Source organism: Altericroceibacterium indicum (assembly GCF_009828105.1).
GTDB classification, from domain to species: domain Bacteria; phylum Pseudomonadota; class Alphaproteobacteria; order Sphingomonadales; family Sphingomonadaceae; genus Altericroceibacterium; species Altericroceibacterium indicum.
This window is the reverse complement of the sequence record NZ_WTYQ01000001.1, coordinates 756,281-769,507: the sequence shown is the minus strand read 5'-3', so window position 1 is coordinate 769,507 and position 13,227 is coordinate 756,281. Positions and strand designations below refer to the sequence as shown.

The following is a 13,227-nucleotide window of genomic DNA, read 5'->3' as shown; positions in this document are numbered from 1 at the left end:
TTTGCAAGGGTATAATGCGCTGTCTTCCCTTAACCGCGGTGAAATGCATTGAAAAATAGACGGATAACTTTTGGTTACGCCTTTGCGTTAAAGCGTTCCGGGTTAATTTCCAGATCACCCAACCGCTTTCTAAGGGTATTACGGTTAATACCCAATAACTGCGCAGCTCGCAATTGGTTACCTTCTGTTTCGGATAACGCATGTTCAAACAATGGCTTTTCAAAGGCAGCCAAAGCCGAGTGGTACAAAGTGCCTGCCACCGGGTTTGACACCATCAGCCAGTTCTGCAGTGCGGTGTGAAAATCGGCCCCTTCCGAAAAGCGTGGCTCGCTTCTGCGTTCTTCAGTGAGTGACCGAATAGTGGCCACATCAATCTCTTCTTCACGGGAAAGCAGAGCGGCGCGATACATAAAGTTGCGCAACTCTCGCACATTTCCGCGCCATGGCATTTGAGACAATAGAGTAACTGCTGCACTGGACAACCGATGTTGCGACAGACCTTCGCGTGCAGCGATTGTCAAAAAGTGGTTTGCAAGAGGTTCAATATCATCGCTGCGCTCCCGAAGTGGAGGTAGCTGAATAGGCACAACATTAAGCCGGTAATAGAGATCTTCCCGAAACCGGCCATCGGCAATCAATGGCTCCAGATCACGGTTGGTTGCCGCCACAATTCGAACATTGATCGCTATCTCCTCATTTCCGCCCACACGACGTATCCGGCCGGATTGCAGGGCCCGCAGCAGGCGGGTTTGCGCTTCTGCTGGCATGTCGCCGATTTCATCCAGAAACAGCGTTCCACCATCAGCCTGCTCAAACTTACCCATGCTTCGGGCGGTTGCGCCAGTGAAGGACCCTTTCTCATGACCGAACAATTCACTCTCGATCAGTTCTTTGGGGATTGCAGCAGTGTTCACCGCAACAAAGGGACCATTTTTACGGTGGCCAAGCTGATGAATTGCTTCGGCAACCAACTCTTTGCCCGTACCGGATTCCCCAAGAATAAGCACGGTCAGATCATTACGCAGAACCCGCGCAATCATACGATACACGTCCTGCATGGCCTGACTGCGACCAATCAGAGGCAGTGCCTCAGCCTGCTGCTCACCTTCGACACCTTTGGCTTTAATGGATTCGGCGGCCTGCTTGGCAGCCCGCACCAATTCATCGAGATCGAAAGGCTTGGGGAAATATTCGAATGCGCCAGTATTGGTAGCGCGCACCGCAGTGTCGAGCGTGTTCTGCGCAGATAAAACAATAACTGGAAGGTCCGGAAATTGCTCCAACACAGTGCTCAGAGTTTCGATGCCATCTCCATCTGCCAGCAGAACATCTGTGAGCATTACATCGTAACTATTTACTTCAAGAAAATGATTTCGTTCGGAAATATTGTCACAATGATCGACATCCAACCCTTCAGCAATCAGTGCCGTTTTAATTACGGTCGCGATTGAAAAGTCGTCTTCCACCAGCAAAGCACGGCGTTTCATGGCTTCCCCTACCCTATTTAGCCAATGGCAAATGGATGCGAAAATGCGTCCAGCCTTCTGCCTCATCCCTCTCGTGGCTTATTCGGCCATTCATGTCCCGCACCAGCTTACTGACTAGTGCGAGGCCAAGCCCCTGCCCGTTCTTTTTACTGCTCACGAAAGGTTCGAAAATGTGATCTGTGAGACCAGGGTCGATACCCGGCCCATTGTCAGAGATACGCACTTCAATCGGCAACCTGATTGGACGGCCTAGGCGAATAGCATTCAGCACCAACCCACTGACAAATCGAGTACGCAATATGATTTGAGGATTCTCTGTATTTTTGCAGGCATCTCGAGCATTGGTGATGATGTTGATCAAAACCTGCACCAAACCATCTTCATTCGCTAAAACAGGTGGCAAAGATGGATCAAATTCCTCAATCAGATCGACACCCTGCATCCCTGCTGCCTTGGTCACATCTGCAGCACGGCGAATAATCTCGTGAAGATTACAGGGGGCAACCGGATCAGCTTGTTCCCGACCGAGCCGTTGCATCCGATCAATCAGCTTGGCAATCCGGTCCACTTCGCTTGTGATCAGCGTAGTCAGCGACTTGTCCTGATCGCTCACCTTTCGGGCAATCAATTGTGCCGCACCACGAATGGCTGAAAGCGGATTCTTGATTTCATGGGCCAGAATAGCGGGCGCCCGCAGTGAAGGCTCTTCGGCACCACGCAGAATATCTCCAGTGCCCACTTCCTGCAGGGTGAGCAATTGCCAGCCGTGATATCCAATCACGGGCGATAGCATAATGTCGAGGCGAACCGGTGGCCCCTCAAGAAAACGGGTTGCGACCGAATGGGCGGAAAGCTGCGCGTCTCCACGCGCCAGAAAGCTCGTCAGCCGCTCACCTTCAAAGGTTACAATCTCGCCAAGCTTACGGCCGACAAGCCTTCGAACACTCAAGCCAATGAGTTGTTCAGCCGCAGGATTGCTTTGCGCTATCGTAAGGTCGGGCTCCAGCAAAAGCACCGCAATGCCGAGACTGTTCAGCAGAATCCGCGGATTAATCGGATTGCCCGGATTAGGAATCACGCAGCGCAGCGATTCAAAAACGGTTCGTAGAACCGCGCAATTTCGCCCAGCACCTGCTCAGGATCATCAATGAAATTGGCATGATTTCTGAATTCTGCTGAGCCATGCATACCCTTGGTGTACCAACCGAGGTGTTTGCGCGCGATCTTCACACCCACCTGTGTTCCATAATGGTCAAGCATAGCGCGATAATGTTCGATCAAGACGCCATATTGCTCATCAAAATTGGGTGTCGGGATAGTTTCGCCAGTGCGCCACCAATGCATAACCTGGCCAAGCAGCCATGGTTTGCCATAGGCACCCCGCCCGATCATAATCCCATCTGCTCCACTCTGTTCAAGCGCTTGGGCTGCATCTTCAACATTACAAATATCGCCATTGGCGATCACTGGAATAGAGACAGCATCTTTTACGCTGCGGATGAACTTCCAGTCAGCCTGACCTTTGTACATCTGATTGCGCGTGCGGCCATGGACGGTAATCATCTGCGCGCCGATATCTTCTGCGATGCGCGCAAGCTCTGCCGCATTAAGGGAATCATGATCCCAGCCCATGCGCATTTTGACTGTCACCGGCACTTTAACGGCCTTTACGGTGGCCTCAATCAACCGGGTCGCCAGCGGCACTTCGCGCATAAGTGCAGAGCCGGCATAGCCATTGGTAACCTTGCGCACCGGACAGCCCATATTGATATCAATAATCGCCGCCCCGCGATCTTCATTCAGTTTGGCCGCCTCGCCCATCTCGTCCGGCGTGCACCCCACAAGCTGCATCGACACTGGATTTTCAGCAGGATGCCAGGCAGCCTTTTGTAACGACTGCCGGGTTTCCCGAATGGCTGCCGGAGATGCGATCATTTCGGTCACATTGAGGCCTGACCCGTAGCGCCGGACGAGCGTGCGGAACGGCATATCCGTTACACCAGTCATCGGCGCAAGGACGACTGGGCAGTCGATTTCGACGTTACCAATACGGATGGGCTTCAAGGCCGGAGGGGTGGGAACTGCGGTCATATCAATCACGTGCCTAATTAATAGGCAACCGCATAGTGGATTGCAGGCAAGCCCGCAAGCGGCTAGCGCCCCGCCCCATGGCACACAAAGCGTCATTTGCAGCTATCATCGTCGCTGCAGGCAAAGGCCTGCGCGCTGGACAAAGCATCCCTAAGCAATTCGCGCTCTGGCGCGGAAAGCCCGTTTTGCGCCATTCTGCGGAACGGCTGGCAAATGCTGGTGCGGCCCCTTTGGTGGTCGCTATTCCCGCTGGCTATGAAGATGAAGCGCGGCAGGCTCTTGATGGAATTCCAGCAGTTCATCTGGTTTCAGGCGGCGAATCGCGACAGGATTCCGTATATATAGCGCTCGAATCGCTTGAAGCGCACTCACCCGACTATGTCCTGATCCACGATGCAGCGCGCCCCAATCTTCCACAATCGGTTATAATACGCCTGATGGATGTGCTCGAAAAAGAGGCAGGCGCCATTCCAGTTCTGCCAGTGGTAGACAGTCTGGTTGTAGCCTGTGATGGGTTCATGACTGGGAGTACCGAACGTGAAAAACTACGAAGGGTACAGACCCCCCAGGCATTTCGTTTTGAAGCTATTCTGTCAGCTCATCGCGCGTGGCATGGCGACCGCACAGCTGGAGATGATGCGCAGGTTTTGCGCGCGTCTGGCGGCGATGTCGCTCTCGTGATGGGTGATGAGAAGCTCCACAAACTGACTTTTGCTGAGGATTTTATGGAACAGATGCCAGCCATTCGCACCGGAATGGGCTTTGATGTCCATCGTCTTGCCCTCGGTGAAGAGCTGTGGCTTTGCGGGGTGAAAATTGACCATGACCACGGTCTTTCCGGACATAGTGATGCAGATGTCGGACTTCATGCGCTGGTCGATGCTCTGCTTGGCGCTGTGGCCGCAGGCGATATTGGAGATCATTTTCCGCCCAGCGATCCACAATGGAAGGGCGCGCGATCCTCACGCTTTGTTGAATATGCCGTATCGCTGGTTACAAAGGCGGGCTATCGTATCGGCAATGTCGATCTTACATTAATGTGTGAAGCGCCGAAAATTGGCCCGCATCGTGATGCCATGCGCCGGAAACTTGCTGAACTGCTGAGCGTTGATATCGAACAAGTCAGCGTAAAAGCCACTACTACTGAACGTCTCGGCTTTACCGGACGCCGTGAAGGCATTGCATCACAAGCCATCGCCACGGTAATCCGTAACGGAGAATGACAAGCCTCATGTCCACACGCAAATATCTGATCGGTGCACTTGCCGCTTTGGGGGTAATGAACAGCTCCGCAGCCTTCGCACAGAGCTGCATTAAGGAAACTGAGGTCAAAGCGATGACCCTCTATGCCTTGCCAACCATCATTTCTGCCGCGCAGAGCAAATGTGCCAACACACTGCCGGCCGATGGCTTTATGGCAACCCAGGCCTCTCAATTGGCCGCCCGCTATGAGGCAAAAAAGGATTCAAATTGGCCCACCGCACGTAAAGTACTGATTGCCTTGGCTAGCCAAGGGAACGGTAATGCAGATCAGCGCATGGGGCAGATACTGGAACAAATGCCGCCTGCCACTGTAAAAGAACTGCTTGATAGCATGTTGTTTCAAAAGCTTAGCGAAGAAATAAAACCTTCAAAATGCGTGATGATTGAGCATGGACTTGAAATCGCAGCGCCGTTGGAGCCGGACGAAACAGCAAGCATTTTTGCATTCGTTATGACTCTGGCAGCGCCAGAAAAACTGAATATCTGCCCATTGGATAAGAAATGACCGATAGCCTCCTCCCAGATGAAATCGTCGCACTGGCCCGCCGCGTGGTGGAAGAAAATGCGGTTGCAGGCCGGAAGATCAGTCTTGCTGAAAGTTGCACCGGCGGATTAGTGGCCGCTGCAATCACCGAAATTCCAGGCTCGTCTGCAGTTTTCGACCGTGGTTTCGTAACCTATTCAAATGAAGCCAAGCAGCAAGAACTCGATGTCAAAAGCGATATCATTGAGACCTTTGGTGCTGTTTCCATCGCCTGCGTTTACGCCATGGCACAAGGTGCGCTGGAAAATAGCGAAGCCGATGTCGCGGTAGCGATCAGTGGTGTAGCTGGGCCAAATGGTGGCACAGAGCAAAAGCCGGTTGGAACCGTGGTCTTTGCCCGTGCTATCCGTGGTGTGGATGAACCCGAAGCGGAACTGCGTAATTTCGACGCAGAGAGCCGCTCCGACGTTCGCCGTCAGGCTACGCTATGCGCATTGGAATTGCTGTTGCCATAAAGTTCGTCAGCGCGCGTTTCAAATGCGTTGACCATTTTGCGAAAGGCACGGTCAAAATACTGGCCGGCCAACGCTTCAAACATTCGGCTCTTAAAAGCGAAGTCGACTTTAAAGTCGATTTCGCAACCACCTTCAATATCACGAAAGACCCAAAGATTATCGAGGTCACGCAAAGGACCATCGACATATTGGACGCGCAATTGATGTGGGCGCTCCTTATGAACACGGGATGTAAACTTCTCGCGTAAAGCCTTGAAGCCCACCAGCATGTCGGCCACCATTTCCCTGCCATCGTCCGAACGGATACGGGTCGCCACTACCCAGGGAAGAAACTCCGGATAATTATCGACATCGGCCACCAGATCAAACATCTGCGCCGCACTGTACGGAAGGCGGCGTGTTTCCTGAATACCGGGCATCAGATGTCTTTCTTACCCGGCTTATTTTGCGCTTTGGCAAGCTTTGCTGCGCGGGCATCACGCATCTGGGCAAAATCTTCACCAGCATGATAGCTCGAACGTGTGAGCGGGCTGGATGCGACCTGCAGAAAACCCTTTGCCCGAGCGATCGAGCCATATGCATCAAACACCTGAGGCTTTACAAAATCTTCAACCTTCGCGTGCTTCGGTGTGGGCTGAAGATATTGGCCCAATGTAATGAAGTCTATCTGTGCTGAACGCATGTCATCCATCACCTGATGGACTTCCAGGCGCTGCTCGCCAAGACCGAGCATCATGCCCGATTTTGTAAAGATCATCGGATCATGCGCCTTTACTTCCTCAAGCAAGCGCAAGGATGAGTAATAGCGTGCACCCGGGCGGATCGTTGGATAAAGCCGCGGGACAGTTTCCAGATTGTGATTGAACACATCCGGCCCGGCTTCACAAATCGCTTCGATAGAAGCACGCATTTTACCGCGGAAATCTGGCGTCAGTATTTCAATGGTCGTGTTGGGCGTTTCACGGCGCAAAGCCTTAATAACTTTGACAAACTGCCCTGCTCCGCCATCTGGCAAATCATCACGATCGACCGAAGTGATCACGATATGCTCCAGGCCCATCTTTGCAGCAGCAAGAGCCGTATGCTCAGGCTCAAGCGGATCGACCTTACGGGGCATCCCAGTTTTGACATTACAGAAAGCACATGCGCGCGTGCAAACATCGCCAAGGATCATTACCGTGGCGTGTTTCTTCGTCCAGCACTCGCCAATGTTCGGGCAAGCAGCCTCTTCACACACAGTGTTGAGACTGAGATCACGCATCAACTGGCGCGTTTCATGGTAGCCCTTGCTCACAGGGGCTTTTACACGGATCCAATCGGGCTTGCGCTGACGTTCAGGGCGAGGCGCTGCAGACATATCGTTCATGGGGGTCACTTAGTCATCCCTCTTGCCACTGGCAATGGTACGGTGCATCAGCAGACCCATGTCGCATAAAATTTCTCCCGAACTCCAAGAACTCATCTCAGGCTATCAACGTTTTCGCGAGAAAGGCTGGCGAACCGAACGCGAACGCTGGGCCTCTTTGAAAAAAGGTCAGGAACCACGCGTGATGGTGATCGCCTGTTCAGACAGCCGAGTCGATCCATCAGAAATCTTTGATGTCAGCCCCGGAGAGATTTTCGTGGTGCGCAATGTCGCCGCGATGGTCCCCCCTTTTGAAACCAACCCCGGGCACCATGGTGTCTCTGCTGCGCTGGAATTTGCTGTGCAGGTTTTGCGAGTGAGTGAAGTTGTGGTCATGGGGCATGGTATGTGCGGTGGCTGTAAGGCTGCACTGACACAAGAACTGCATGGCGCTGAACCTGGACAAGGCGGCTTTGTCGCCAATTGGATTTCCATGCTGGATGATGCGCGCGCGCCGATTGCCGAAAAGCTGGGCACGACAGGGCGAGAAGCAGAAAAGGCCATGGAAATGGCAGGCGTCAAGGTTAGCCTGGACCATCTGAGAACCTTCCCATGTGTGCAATCAAAGGAGGCCAGCGGCAGGCTCAAGCTGCGCGGCGCCTATTTTGCCATCTCGGACGGGCTTTTACATCTGCTGGATGAAGAAACCGGAGAATTTTCTCCCGTTCAATAATTTAAATGGGGAATTTGGCATCTTGCCAGCGGGGTTTAGTCTTGCGACACTCAATCGATAATGGCTGACCCCCTCCTCAACAACATCGCCCTGCTTATCGACGCAGACAATGCCAGTTACCATGGGATTGATCCTGTGCTCACAGTTCTTGCCGAACTGGGACAAGTCAATATCCGCAGAGCCTATGGCAATTGGGCCAAACCTGCGCTGCATAAATGGAGCACGATCACCAATCGTTTTGGCCTTCAACCCCAGCAGCAATTCGACCTGACCAAAGGCAAAAACGCCACAGATATGGCAATGACCATCGATGCCATGGACCTGCTCTATGCTGGCAAGGTCGATGGTTTTGGCATTATGAGCTCTGACAGTGACTTTACACCGCTTGTCACACGGCTTCGGCAAGATGGATTGGTTGTTTATGGTTTCGGCAGTGCGCAGGCTCCAGAAGCCTTCAAGACCTCATGCACCCGTTATATTGATGTCGACAAGCTCATCACTACAACAAGCGAAGACAATGGCGAAGGCCGTTCCCAAAACCCTATCGATCAGGATTTGATCGAATTGCTTGGTGACGCATGGCGGGCTGCAAGCAGGGACGATGATGGATTTGCCAAATTGCAGGAAGTTGGCCAGATTGCGGGCAACCGCTCCAGCTTTGATGTTCGCAATCATGGGTATAAGCGACTATCGGACCTCATTAAAGCGAGCGATAATTTCAAGCTGGAGCGCAAATCCGATAATCAGCTCTATATAAAGCGCCTGCACTAGAAGACTCACCATCTAACTGGGCACCAATCATTGACCACCACGTTGCAGCAACAGGCAACAGAGGGTCGATTATGGTTGATAAGTCAGAAAAATTTAGGTGGTTGGTCAGATTAGGCTTTGCCGCGCGTGGCGTGGTGTATGCCCTGATCGGTTATCTTGCACTGTCCAGTAAAGGACATAGTGACGGGCCATCAGGCTCGTTTTCTTATTTGCAAAAAGTTCCTGGTGGAACAGTCCTTCTATATGCAGCCGCATTGGGTCTGCTCGGATATGGCCTTTATCGCCTCTGCTCACCATTGTTCGACATTGAGAATTATGGGAGCGATAAAACGGGGATTGCGCATCGCGCAGGGCACGCAGGCAGCGCATTTGCTCATTTCGTACTGGCCTACACGGCGTTTCAATTTGCAAGTGGTAGCGGCTCATCCGGCGGTAGCGATACGGCAGAACAGGCCGCCGGCACCGTATTGTCAGTGAGTTTCGGTGGCTTTCTAGTTGGCTTGTTAGGCATCGCCTTTTTCCTAGCCGGGTTGGCTCAGGCAAAAAAAGGCATCACTGCCAGCTTTATGCAACGCATTTCCAACCGAGCGCCAGACTTTGTAGAATGGCTGGGTCGTGCAGGTTTCCTCGCAAGAGCGGTTGTTTTCGTCATCATTGGCTGGTCGCTCGTGCAATCAGCCTGGGCATCAAGCAGCGCACAGGTGAAGACATTGGGGGAGGCGATATCGTCTCTTGCCGATAATGGATCGCTTTACACTTTAGTGGCGGTTGGCTTCTTGCTGTTCGGCATCTTCAGCATGTTCATGGCTCGCTATCGAATTATTCCCGATCTGGGTTCGCAAGGCTTGAAGCCTTCCTTCCGCAACTAACAAGTGCAGTGGTGCTTTTGTTAACGAAAGCACCGCTGCACTCCATAGTCATTTAACTACCGCATTGGGCAAGACCCGAACCGTCGTAAACTATACGATTATAGGGGTCTTTTAATATGACACTACCGTCATAGCTGGTTGTGCCGTCCTCTGCGCTGCGTCCATCGCCAGATATGCTGAGTTTCAGCGAATAACTTTTTCCGTCATATTGAGACCAGGTATCCAACGGTAATTTCTGCGCGCCAATGTCCCTGGCTAGTCGGACCAGTTTTCCATTCAACTTCACATAAGCGACTTCAGGCATCGCAATCACCCGGGTGCCAAGGCTCGTACCCGGCGCATATTTGCAACTTGCACCGGCGATGTCGTTCTCTTCCATATCAGCCCAACTGATCGGATCAGGAACAATAGCCTGCAAAGGTGGCTTGGCTTGCTCCTGCGCTTTTTTAACCATTGCAATGTCCCTCGCATCGCTGGCAGCCTTTTCTTCAGGCGTGAGCGTTTGCCCACACGCTGCAAGGAAAACCAGAGCGCCCAGCAACAAAACTCGCATCAATGCCTCCCGAAAAGCTTTTCAACGTCTGCCATGGAAAGTTTCACCCAGGTGGGTCGTCCATGATTGCACTGCCCTGAACGCGGTGTTCTTTCCATTTCACGCAACAATGCATTCATCTCAGCCACATTGAGCACCCGCCCTGCCCTCACCGAACCGTGACAAGCCATTGTGGCCAATACATAATCAATCTTCTCACCCAGTAAAAGCGCTTCGCCATGCTGAGCAAGATCATCAGCGATATCCTGCAACAGCTTTTGCGGGTCAGCTTTGGGTAATGATGCGGGCAAAGAACGCACCAGCATTGCATTGGGACCAAAGCGCTCAAGAGTAAGGCCAAGCTCTGCAAATTTGCCCGCATGCTCTTCCAGACGGTCGCAATCAGGCTCTTCCAGCTCCACCACTTCCGGCATCAATAACGCCTGGCTGGCAGAGAGTTTCGCATTGGTCCCTGCAGCCTTCAGCCGTTCAAGCACAAGCCGTTCATGGGCTGCATGCTGATCCACGATAACCAACCCATCCGCAGCCTCTGCAACGATATAGGTGTTAGCTACTTGGCCTCGAGCAATGCCAAGAGGATATTCCTCTGAATTTTCAGGTAGTTCTTCGGCCGTCTCCGCCCGTCCTTGTGGGACGGCAAGATCTTGCGGCGTATAATCATCCATCATGGAAGGCAACGCAGCAGTGGGGGACGAAAGACCCGCAAATGCTGAACGGCCTTCTTTTACGGAATGCGCACTGCCAGACCAGTCGCGACCCTGAAACATTGATCGCAAAGCAGGTGAAGGCTCGTCTCGAACAGGTTCGCTTTGCCAACGCTCCATGGCATCAGCAGAGGGCTCCTGCGCACTCCGTTTATCTCCCGTGGCCAACGCCTGCCGGAGCCCGGAAACCAAAAATCCGCGCACACCCGGTGCGTCACGAAATCGGACTTCGGTTTTCGCCGGATGGACATTCACGTCCACATCTTCGACCGGAAGGGTAAGAAAAAGCGCAAGCACAGCATGGCGATCACGCGCCAGCATATCAGCATAGGCCCCGCGCACTGCCCCCGTCAGCAAACGATCCTTCACTGGCCGGCCATTGACGAAGAGATACTGATGATCGGCCACCCCACGGTTATAGGTTGGCAGCCCAGCAACCCCGGTCAACCTTATGGCATCGCGCTGGAAATCAATCAGCACACCATTGTCAGCCAGTTCGCGCGCTACAATTTGCGCCACGCGATTTTCAACCGGCTCACCTGCCTGCAAATTGAGAATACGCCGCCCGCCATGTTCAAAAGTGAAAGCGATATCCGGGCGCGCCATCGCGAGTCGCCGAACCACATCCAGGCAGGCTGCATATTCACTGCGCGCAGTGCGCAGAAACTTTCGTCGGGCAGGTACTTTGCCAAAGAGATTTTCCACTCTGACCCGGGTGCCGGGCGGTAAAGCCGCAGGACCTTCTTCGACCAACATCCCATGATCAACCACCCGTTTCCAGCCAGTTTCCGCGCCCCTGACACGGCTTTCCAATGTCAGTTTGGCGACGCTGGCAATGGATGGGAGGGCTTCACCGCGAAAGCCCAGCGTGCACACACGCTCAATCGCGCCTTCTTCACCCACCAGGCTTTCGGGTAATTTAGAGGTCGCATGACGCTCCAGCGCAAGGGACATCTGCTCTGCGCTCATTCCGCAGCCATCGTCAGTGACTTCAACCTGCGCAAGCCCGCCTTCGATGATCGAAATGGCAATGCGCGCCGCTCCCGAATCCACCGCATTTTCAACCAGCTCTTTCAAAGCGGATGCTGGTCTTTCAACAACTTCGCCGGCCGCTATTCGGTTAACGAGGTTTTCAGGGAGCCTTCTGATTATAGCCATGGCACCACCTTAGCGGTGAACTGTCGTGAATTCGAGTTAGGCAGTGTAAAACTCCACCGTTTTGGTCATAAATTTTTGGCGTTTCGTACAATGTTGCGTTAAGGAGCCTCTTCCCACAGGCCAAACCGGTTGTCCTGCGTAATTATTGCGCCTCTTCGCCGGGATCAGACGGATTAATCAATGAGTTCTTTCTTTTCCAAGTTCTTCAAGTTCGGCTCGCAGAACATGGCAATCGACCTTGGTACGGCCAACACGTTGGTATACGTCCAGGATCGCGGAATAGTCCTCAATGAACCGTCTGTGGTGGCGATAGAAACCCTCAATGGGATCAAGCGCGTCAAGGCTGTCGGCGATGATGCGAAGCTGATGATGGGCAAAACTCCTGACAGCATCGAAGCCATCCGCCCGTTACGTGATGGTGTGATTGCCGACATTGAAATTGCGGAAGAAATGATCAAGCACTTCATCCGCAAAGTTCATGGTAAGAAGAGCCTGTTTCGCTATCCTGAAATCGTTATTTGCGTCCCATCAGGTTCCACTTCGGTTGAGCGCCGCGCGATACGCGATGCCGCTTCCAATGCTGGTGCTTCTGAAGTTTTCCTGATTCTCGAACCGATGGCTGCGGCCATTGGTGCTGATATGCCTGTCACCGAACCTGTCGGTTCCATGGTGGTCGATATCGGCGGTGGCACCACGGAAGTGGCCGTTCTTTCACTGCGCGGCCTTGCCTACACCACGAGCGTCCGCACCGGTGGTGACAAGATGGATGAAGCCATCGTCTCCTATGTACGCCGGCACCATAACCTTTTGATTGGTGAATCCACAGCGGAACGGATCAAGAAGCAATATGGTATTGCCATGGCTCCGGAAGACGGCGTTGGTGAAACCATTAATATCAAAGGTCGCGATCTGGTGAACGGTGTTCCCAAGGAAATTTCGATCAATCAGGCACATGTTGCTGACGCACTGTCCGAACCCATTGGTGCGATCATTGAAGGCGTGCGCATTGCGCTTGAAAACACCGCTCCCGAACTGGCCGCTGACATTGTCGATCAAGGCATTGTGCTCACCGGTGGTGGTGCGTTGATTCGTGGTCTTGATGATTGCCTGCGTGAAGAAACCGGGCTCCCTGTCAGCATTGCTGAAGACCCGCTTTCTTGCGTTGCCCTTGGTACTGGCCGGGCGATGGAAGATCCGATGTATCGTGGCGTTCTGATGACCGCGTAACTCTCATTACTCGAGAAGAAGGGGGCG

Annotated in this window: 14 protein-coding genes; 7 read left to right on the top strand and 7 right to left on the bottom strand. The window is 53.1% G+C overall.

What is annotated here, in order from left to right:
- Positions 1-74: 74 nt before the first annotated feature.
- Genes GRI39_RS03820 through dusB form a run of 3 tightly spaced genes read right to left on the bottom strand, consistent with a single transcriptional unit; the run spans position 75 to position 3,578 of the window.
- Complete coding sequence (locus GRI39_RS03820; RefSeq protein WP_160738321.1) at positions 75-1,487, bottom strand: sigma-54-dependent transcriptional regulator; 1,413 nt, start codon at positions 1,485-1,487, stop codon at positions 75-77.
- Between the two features lie 13 nt (positions 1,488-1,500).
- The gene (locus GRI39_RS03815; RefSeq protein ID WP_343033280.1) at positions 1,501-2,565 is read right to left on the bottom strand and encodes a two-component system sensor histidine kinase NtrB; all 1,065 of its coding nucleotides are present in this window, start codon (positions 2,563-2,565) and stop codon (positions 1,501-1,503) included.
- The gene (gene dusB / locus GRI39_RS03810) at positions 2,562-3,578 is read right to left on the bottom strand and encodes a tRNA dihydrouridine synthase DusB (protein ID WP_160738320.1); all 1,017 of its coding nucleotides are present in this window, start codon (positions 3,576-3,578) and stop codon (positions 2,562-2,564) included. The genes GRI39_RS03815 and dusB overlap by 4 nt, the downstream gene beginning before the upstream one ends.
- Before the next feature lie 77 nt (positions 3,579-3,655).
- Here dusB and GRI39_RS03805 point away from each other — a divergent pair, with 77 nt between their 5' ends.
- Genes GRI39_RS03805 through GRI39_RS03795 form a run of 3 tightly spaced genes read left to right on the top strand, consistent with a single transcriptional unit; the run spans position 3,656 to position 5,840 of the window.
- Positions 3,656-4,801: a bifunctional 2-C-methyl-D-erythritol 4-phosphate cytidylyltransferase/2-C-methyl-D-erythritol 2,4-cyclodiphosphate synthase gene (locus GRI39_RS03805; RefSeq protein WP_160738319.1), complete on the top strand. Its 1,146-nt coding sequence runs from the start codon at positions 3,656-3,658 to the stop codon at positions 4,799-4,801.
- Positions 4,802-4,809: 8 nt separating this feature from the next.
- The gene (locus GRI39_RS03800; protein WP_160738318.1) at positions 4,810-5,346 is read left to right on the top strand and encodes a hypothetical protein; all 537 of its coding nucleotides are present in this window, start codon (positions 4,810-4,812) and stop codon (positions 5,344-5,346) included.
- Complete coding sequence (locus GRI39_RS03795) at positions 5,343-5,840, top strand: CinA family protein (protein ID WP_160738317.1); 498 nt, start codon at positions 5,343-5,345, stop codon at positions 5,838-5,840. The genes GRI39_RS03800 and GRI39_RS03795 overlap by 4 nt, the downstream gene beginning before the upstream one ends.
- On the opposite strand, the gene GRI39_RS03790 is transcribed toward GRI39_RS03795, so the two are convergent.
- The gene (locus tag GRI39_RS03790; RefSeq protein WP_160738316.1) at positions 5,801-6,259 is read right to left on the bottom strand and encodes a type II toxin-antitoxin system RatA family toxin; all 459 of its coding nucleotides are present in this window, start codon (positions 6,257-6,259) and stop codon (positions 5,801-5,803) included. The two genes, GRI39_RS03795 and GRI39_RS03790, sit on opposite strands and share 40 nt — an antisense overlap.
- Positions 6,259-7,206, bottom strand: coding sequence for a lipoyl synthase (lipA, locus tag GRI39_RS03785; RefSeq protein ID WP_160738315.1), 948 nt, complete (start codon positions 7,204-7,206; stop codon positions 6,259-6,261). Before lipA ends, GRI39_RS03790 begins: the two co-directional genes overlap by 1 nt.
- A gap of 58 nt (positions 7,207-7,264) precedes the next feature.
- Between lipA and GRI39_RS03780 the strand changes: the two genes are divergently transcribed.
- The 3 genes from GRI39_RS03780 to GRI39_RS03770 all read left to right on the top strand — a co-directional run bounded on the left by GRI39_RS03780 (position 7,265) and on the right by GRI39_RS03770 (position 9,558).
- Positions 7,265-7,918, top strand: coding sequence for a carbonic anhydrase (locus GRI39_RS03780; protein WP_160738314.1), 654 nt, complete (start codon positions 7,265-7,267; stop codon positions 7,916-7,918).
- Between the two features lie 60 nt (positions 7,919-7,978).
- The gene (locus GRI39_RS03775; RefSeq protein ID WP_160738313.1) at positions 7,979-8,689 is read left to right on the top strand and encodes an NYN domain-containing protein; all 711 of its coding nucleotides are present in this window, start codon (positions 7,979-7,981) and stop codon (positions 8,687-8,689) included.
- A gap of 71 nt (positions 8,690-8,760) precedes the next feature.
- The gene (locus tag GRI39_RS03770) at positions 8,761-9,558 is read left to right on the top strand and encodes a DUF1206 domain-containing protein (RefSeq protein ID WP_160738312.1); all 798 of its coding nucleotides are present in this window, start codon (positions 8,761-8,763) and stop codon (positions 9,556-9,558) included.
- Positions 9,559-9,610: 52 nt separating this feature from the next.
- Here the strand turns inward: GRI39_RS03770 and GRI39_RS03765 are convergent, their stop codons facing one another.
- A complete protein-coding gene (locus GRI39_RS03765; protein ID WP_160738311.1) occupies positions 9,611-10,111 on the bottom strand; it encodes a hypothetical protein in 501 nt (166 codons plus the stop codon).
- A complete protein-coding gene (mutL, locus tag GRI39_RS03760) occupies positions 10,111-11,973 on the bottom strand; it encodes a DNA mismatch repair endonuclease MutL (RefSeq protein WP_160738310.1) in 1,863 nt (620 codons plus the stop codon). The genes GRI39_RS03765 and mutL overlap by 1 nt, the downstream gene beginning before the upstream one ends.
- A gap of 180 nt (positions 11,974-12,153) precedes the next feature.
- Between mutL and GRI39_RS03755 the strand changes: the two genes are divergently transcribed.
- Complete coding sequence (locus tag GRI39_RS03755) at positions 12,154-13,200, top strand: rod shape-determining protein (protein WP_160738309.1); 1,047 nt, start codon at positions 12,154-12,156, stop codon at positions 13,198-13,200.
- The last annotated feature ends 27 nt before the right edge of the window (positions 13,201-13,227 follow it).

Bases quoted from the DNA above. Each gene is read 5' to 3' on its own strand.
- GRI39_RS03820 (WP_160738321.1), bottom strand. From the start codon at position 1,487: ATGAAACGCCGTGCTTTGCTGGTGGAAGACGACTTTTCAATCGCGACC.
- dusB (WP_160738320.1), bottom strand. From the start codon at position 3,578: ATGACCGCAGTTCCCACCCCTCCGGCCTTGAAGCCCATCCGTATTGGT.
- GRI39_RS03805 (WP_160738319.1), top strand. From the start codon at position 3,656: ATGGCACACAAAGCGTCATTTGCAGCTATCATCGTCGCTGCAGGCAAA.
- GRI39_RS03800 (WP_160738318.1), top strand. From the start codon at position 4,810: ATGTCCACACGCAAATATCTGATCGGTGCACTTGCCGCTTTGGGGGTA.
- GRI39_RS03795 (WP_160738317.1), top strand. From the start codon at position 5,343: ATGACCGATAGCCTCCTCCCAGATGAAATCGTCGCACTGGCCCGCCGC.
- GRI39_RS03790 (WP_160738316.1), bottom strand. From the start codon at position 6,259: ATGCCCGGTATTCAGGAAACACGCCGCCTTCCGTACAGTGCGGCGCAG.
- lipA (WP_160738315.1), bottom strand. From the start codon at position 7,206: ATGAACGATATGTCTGCAGCGCCTCGCCCTGAACGTCAGCGCAAGCCC.
- GRI39_RS03780 (WP_160738314.1), top strand. From the start codon at position 7,265: ATGTCGCATAAAATTTCTCCCGAACTCCAAGAACTCATCTCAGGCTAT.
- GRI39_RS03775 (WP_160738313.1), top strand. From the start codon at position 7,979: ATGGCTGACCCCCTCCTCAACAACATCGCCCTGCTTATCGACGCAGAC.
- GRI39_RS03770 (WP_160738312.1), top strand. From the start codon at position 8,761: ATGGTTGATAAGTCAGAAAAATTTAGGTGGTTGGTCAGATTAGGCTTT.
- GRI39_RS03765 (WP_160738311.1), bottom strand. From the start codon at position 10,111: ATGCGAGTTTTGTTGCTGGGCGCTCTGGTTTTCCTTGCAGCGTGTGGG.
- mutL (WP_160738310.1), bottom strand. From the start codon at position 11,973: ATGGCTATAATCAGAAGGCTCCCTGAAAACCTCGTTAACCGAATAGCG.
- GRI39_RS03755 (WP_160738309.1), top strand. From the start codon at position 12,154: ATGAGTTCTTTCTTTTCCAAGTTCTTCAAGTTCGGCTCGCAGAACATG.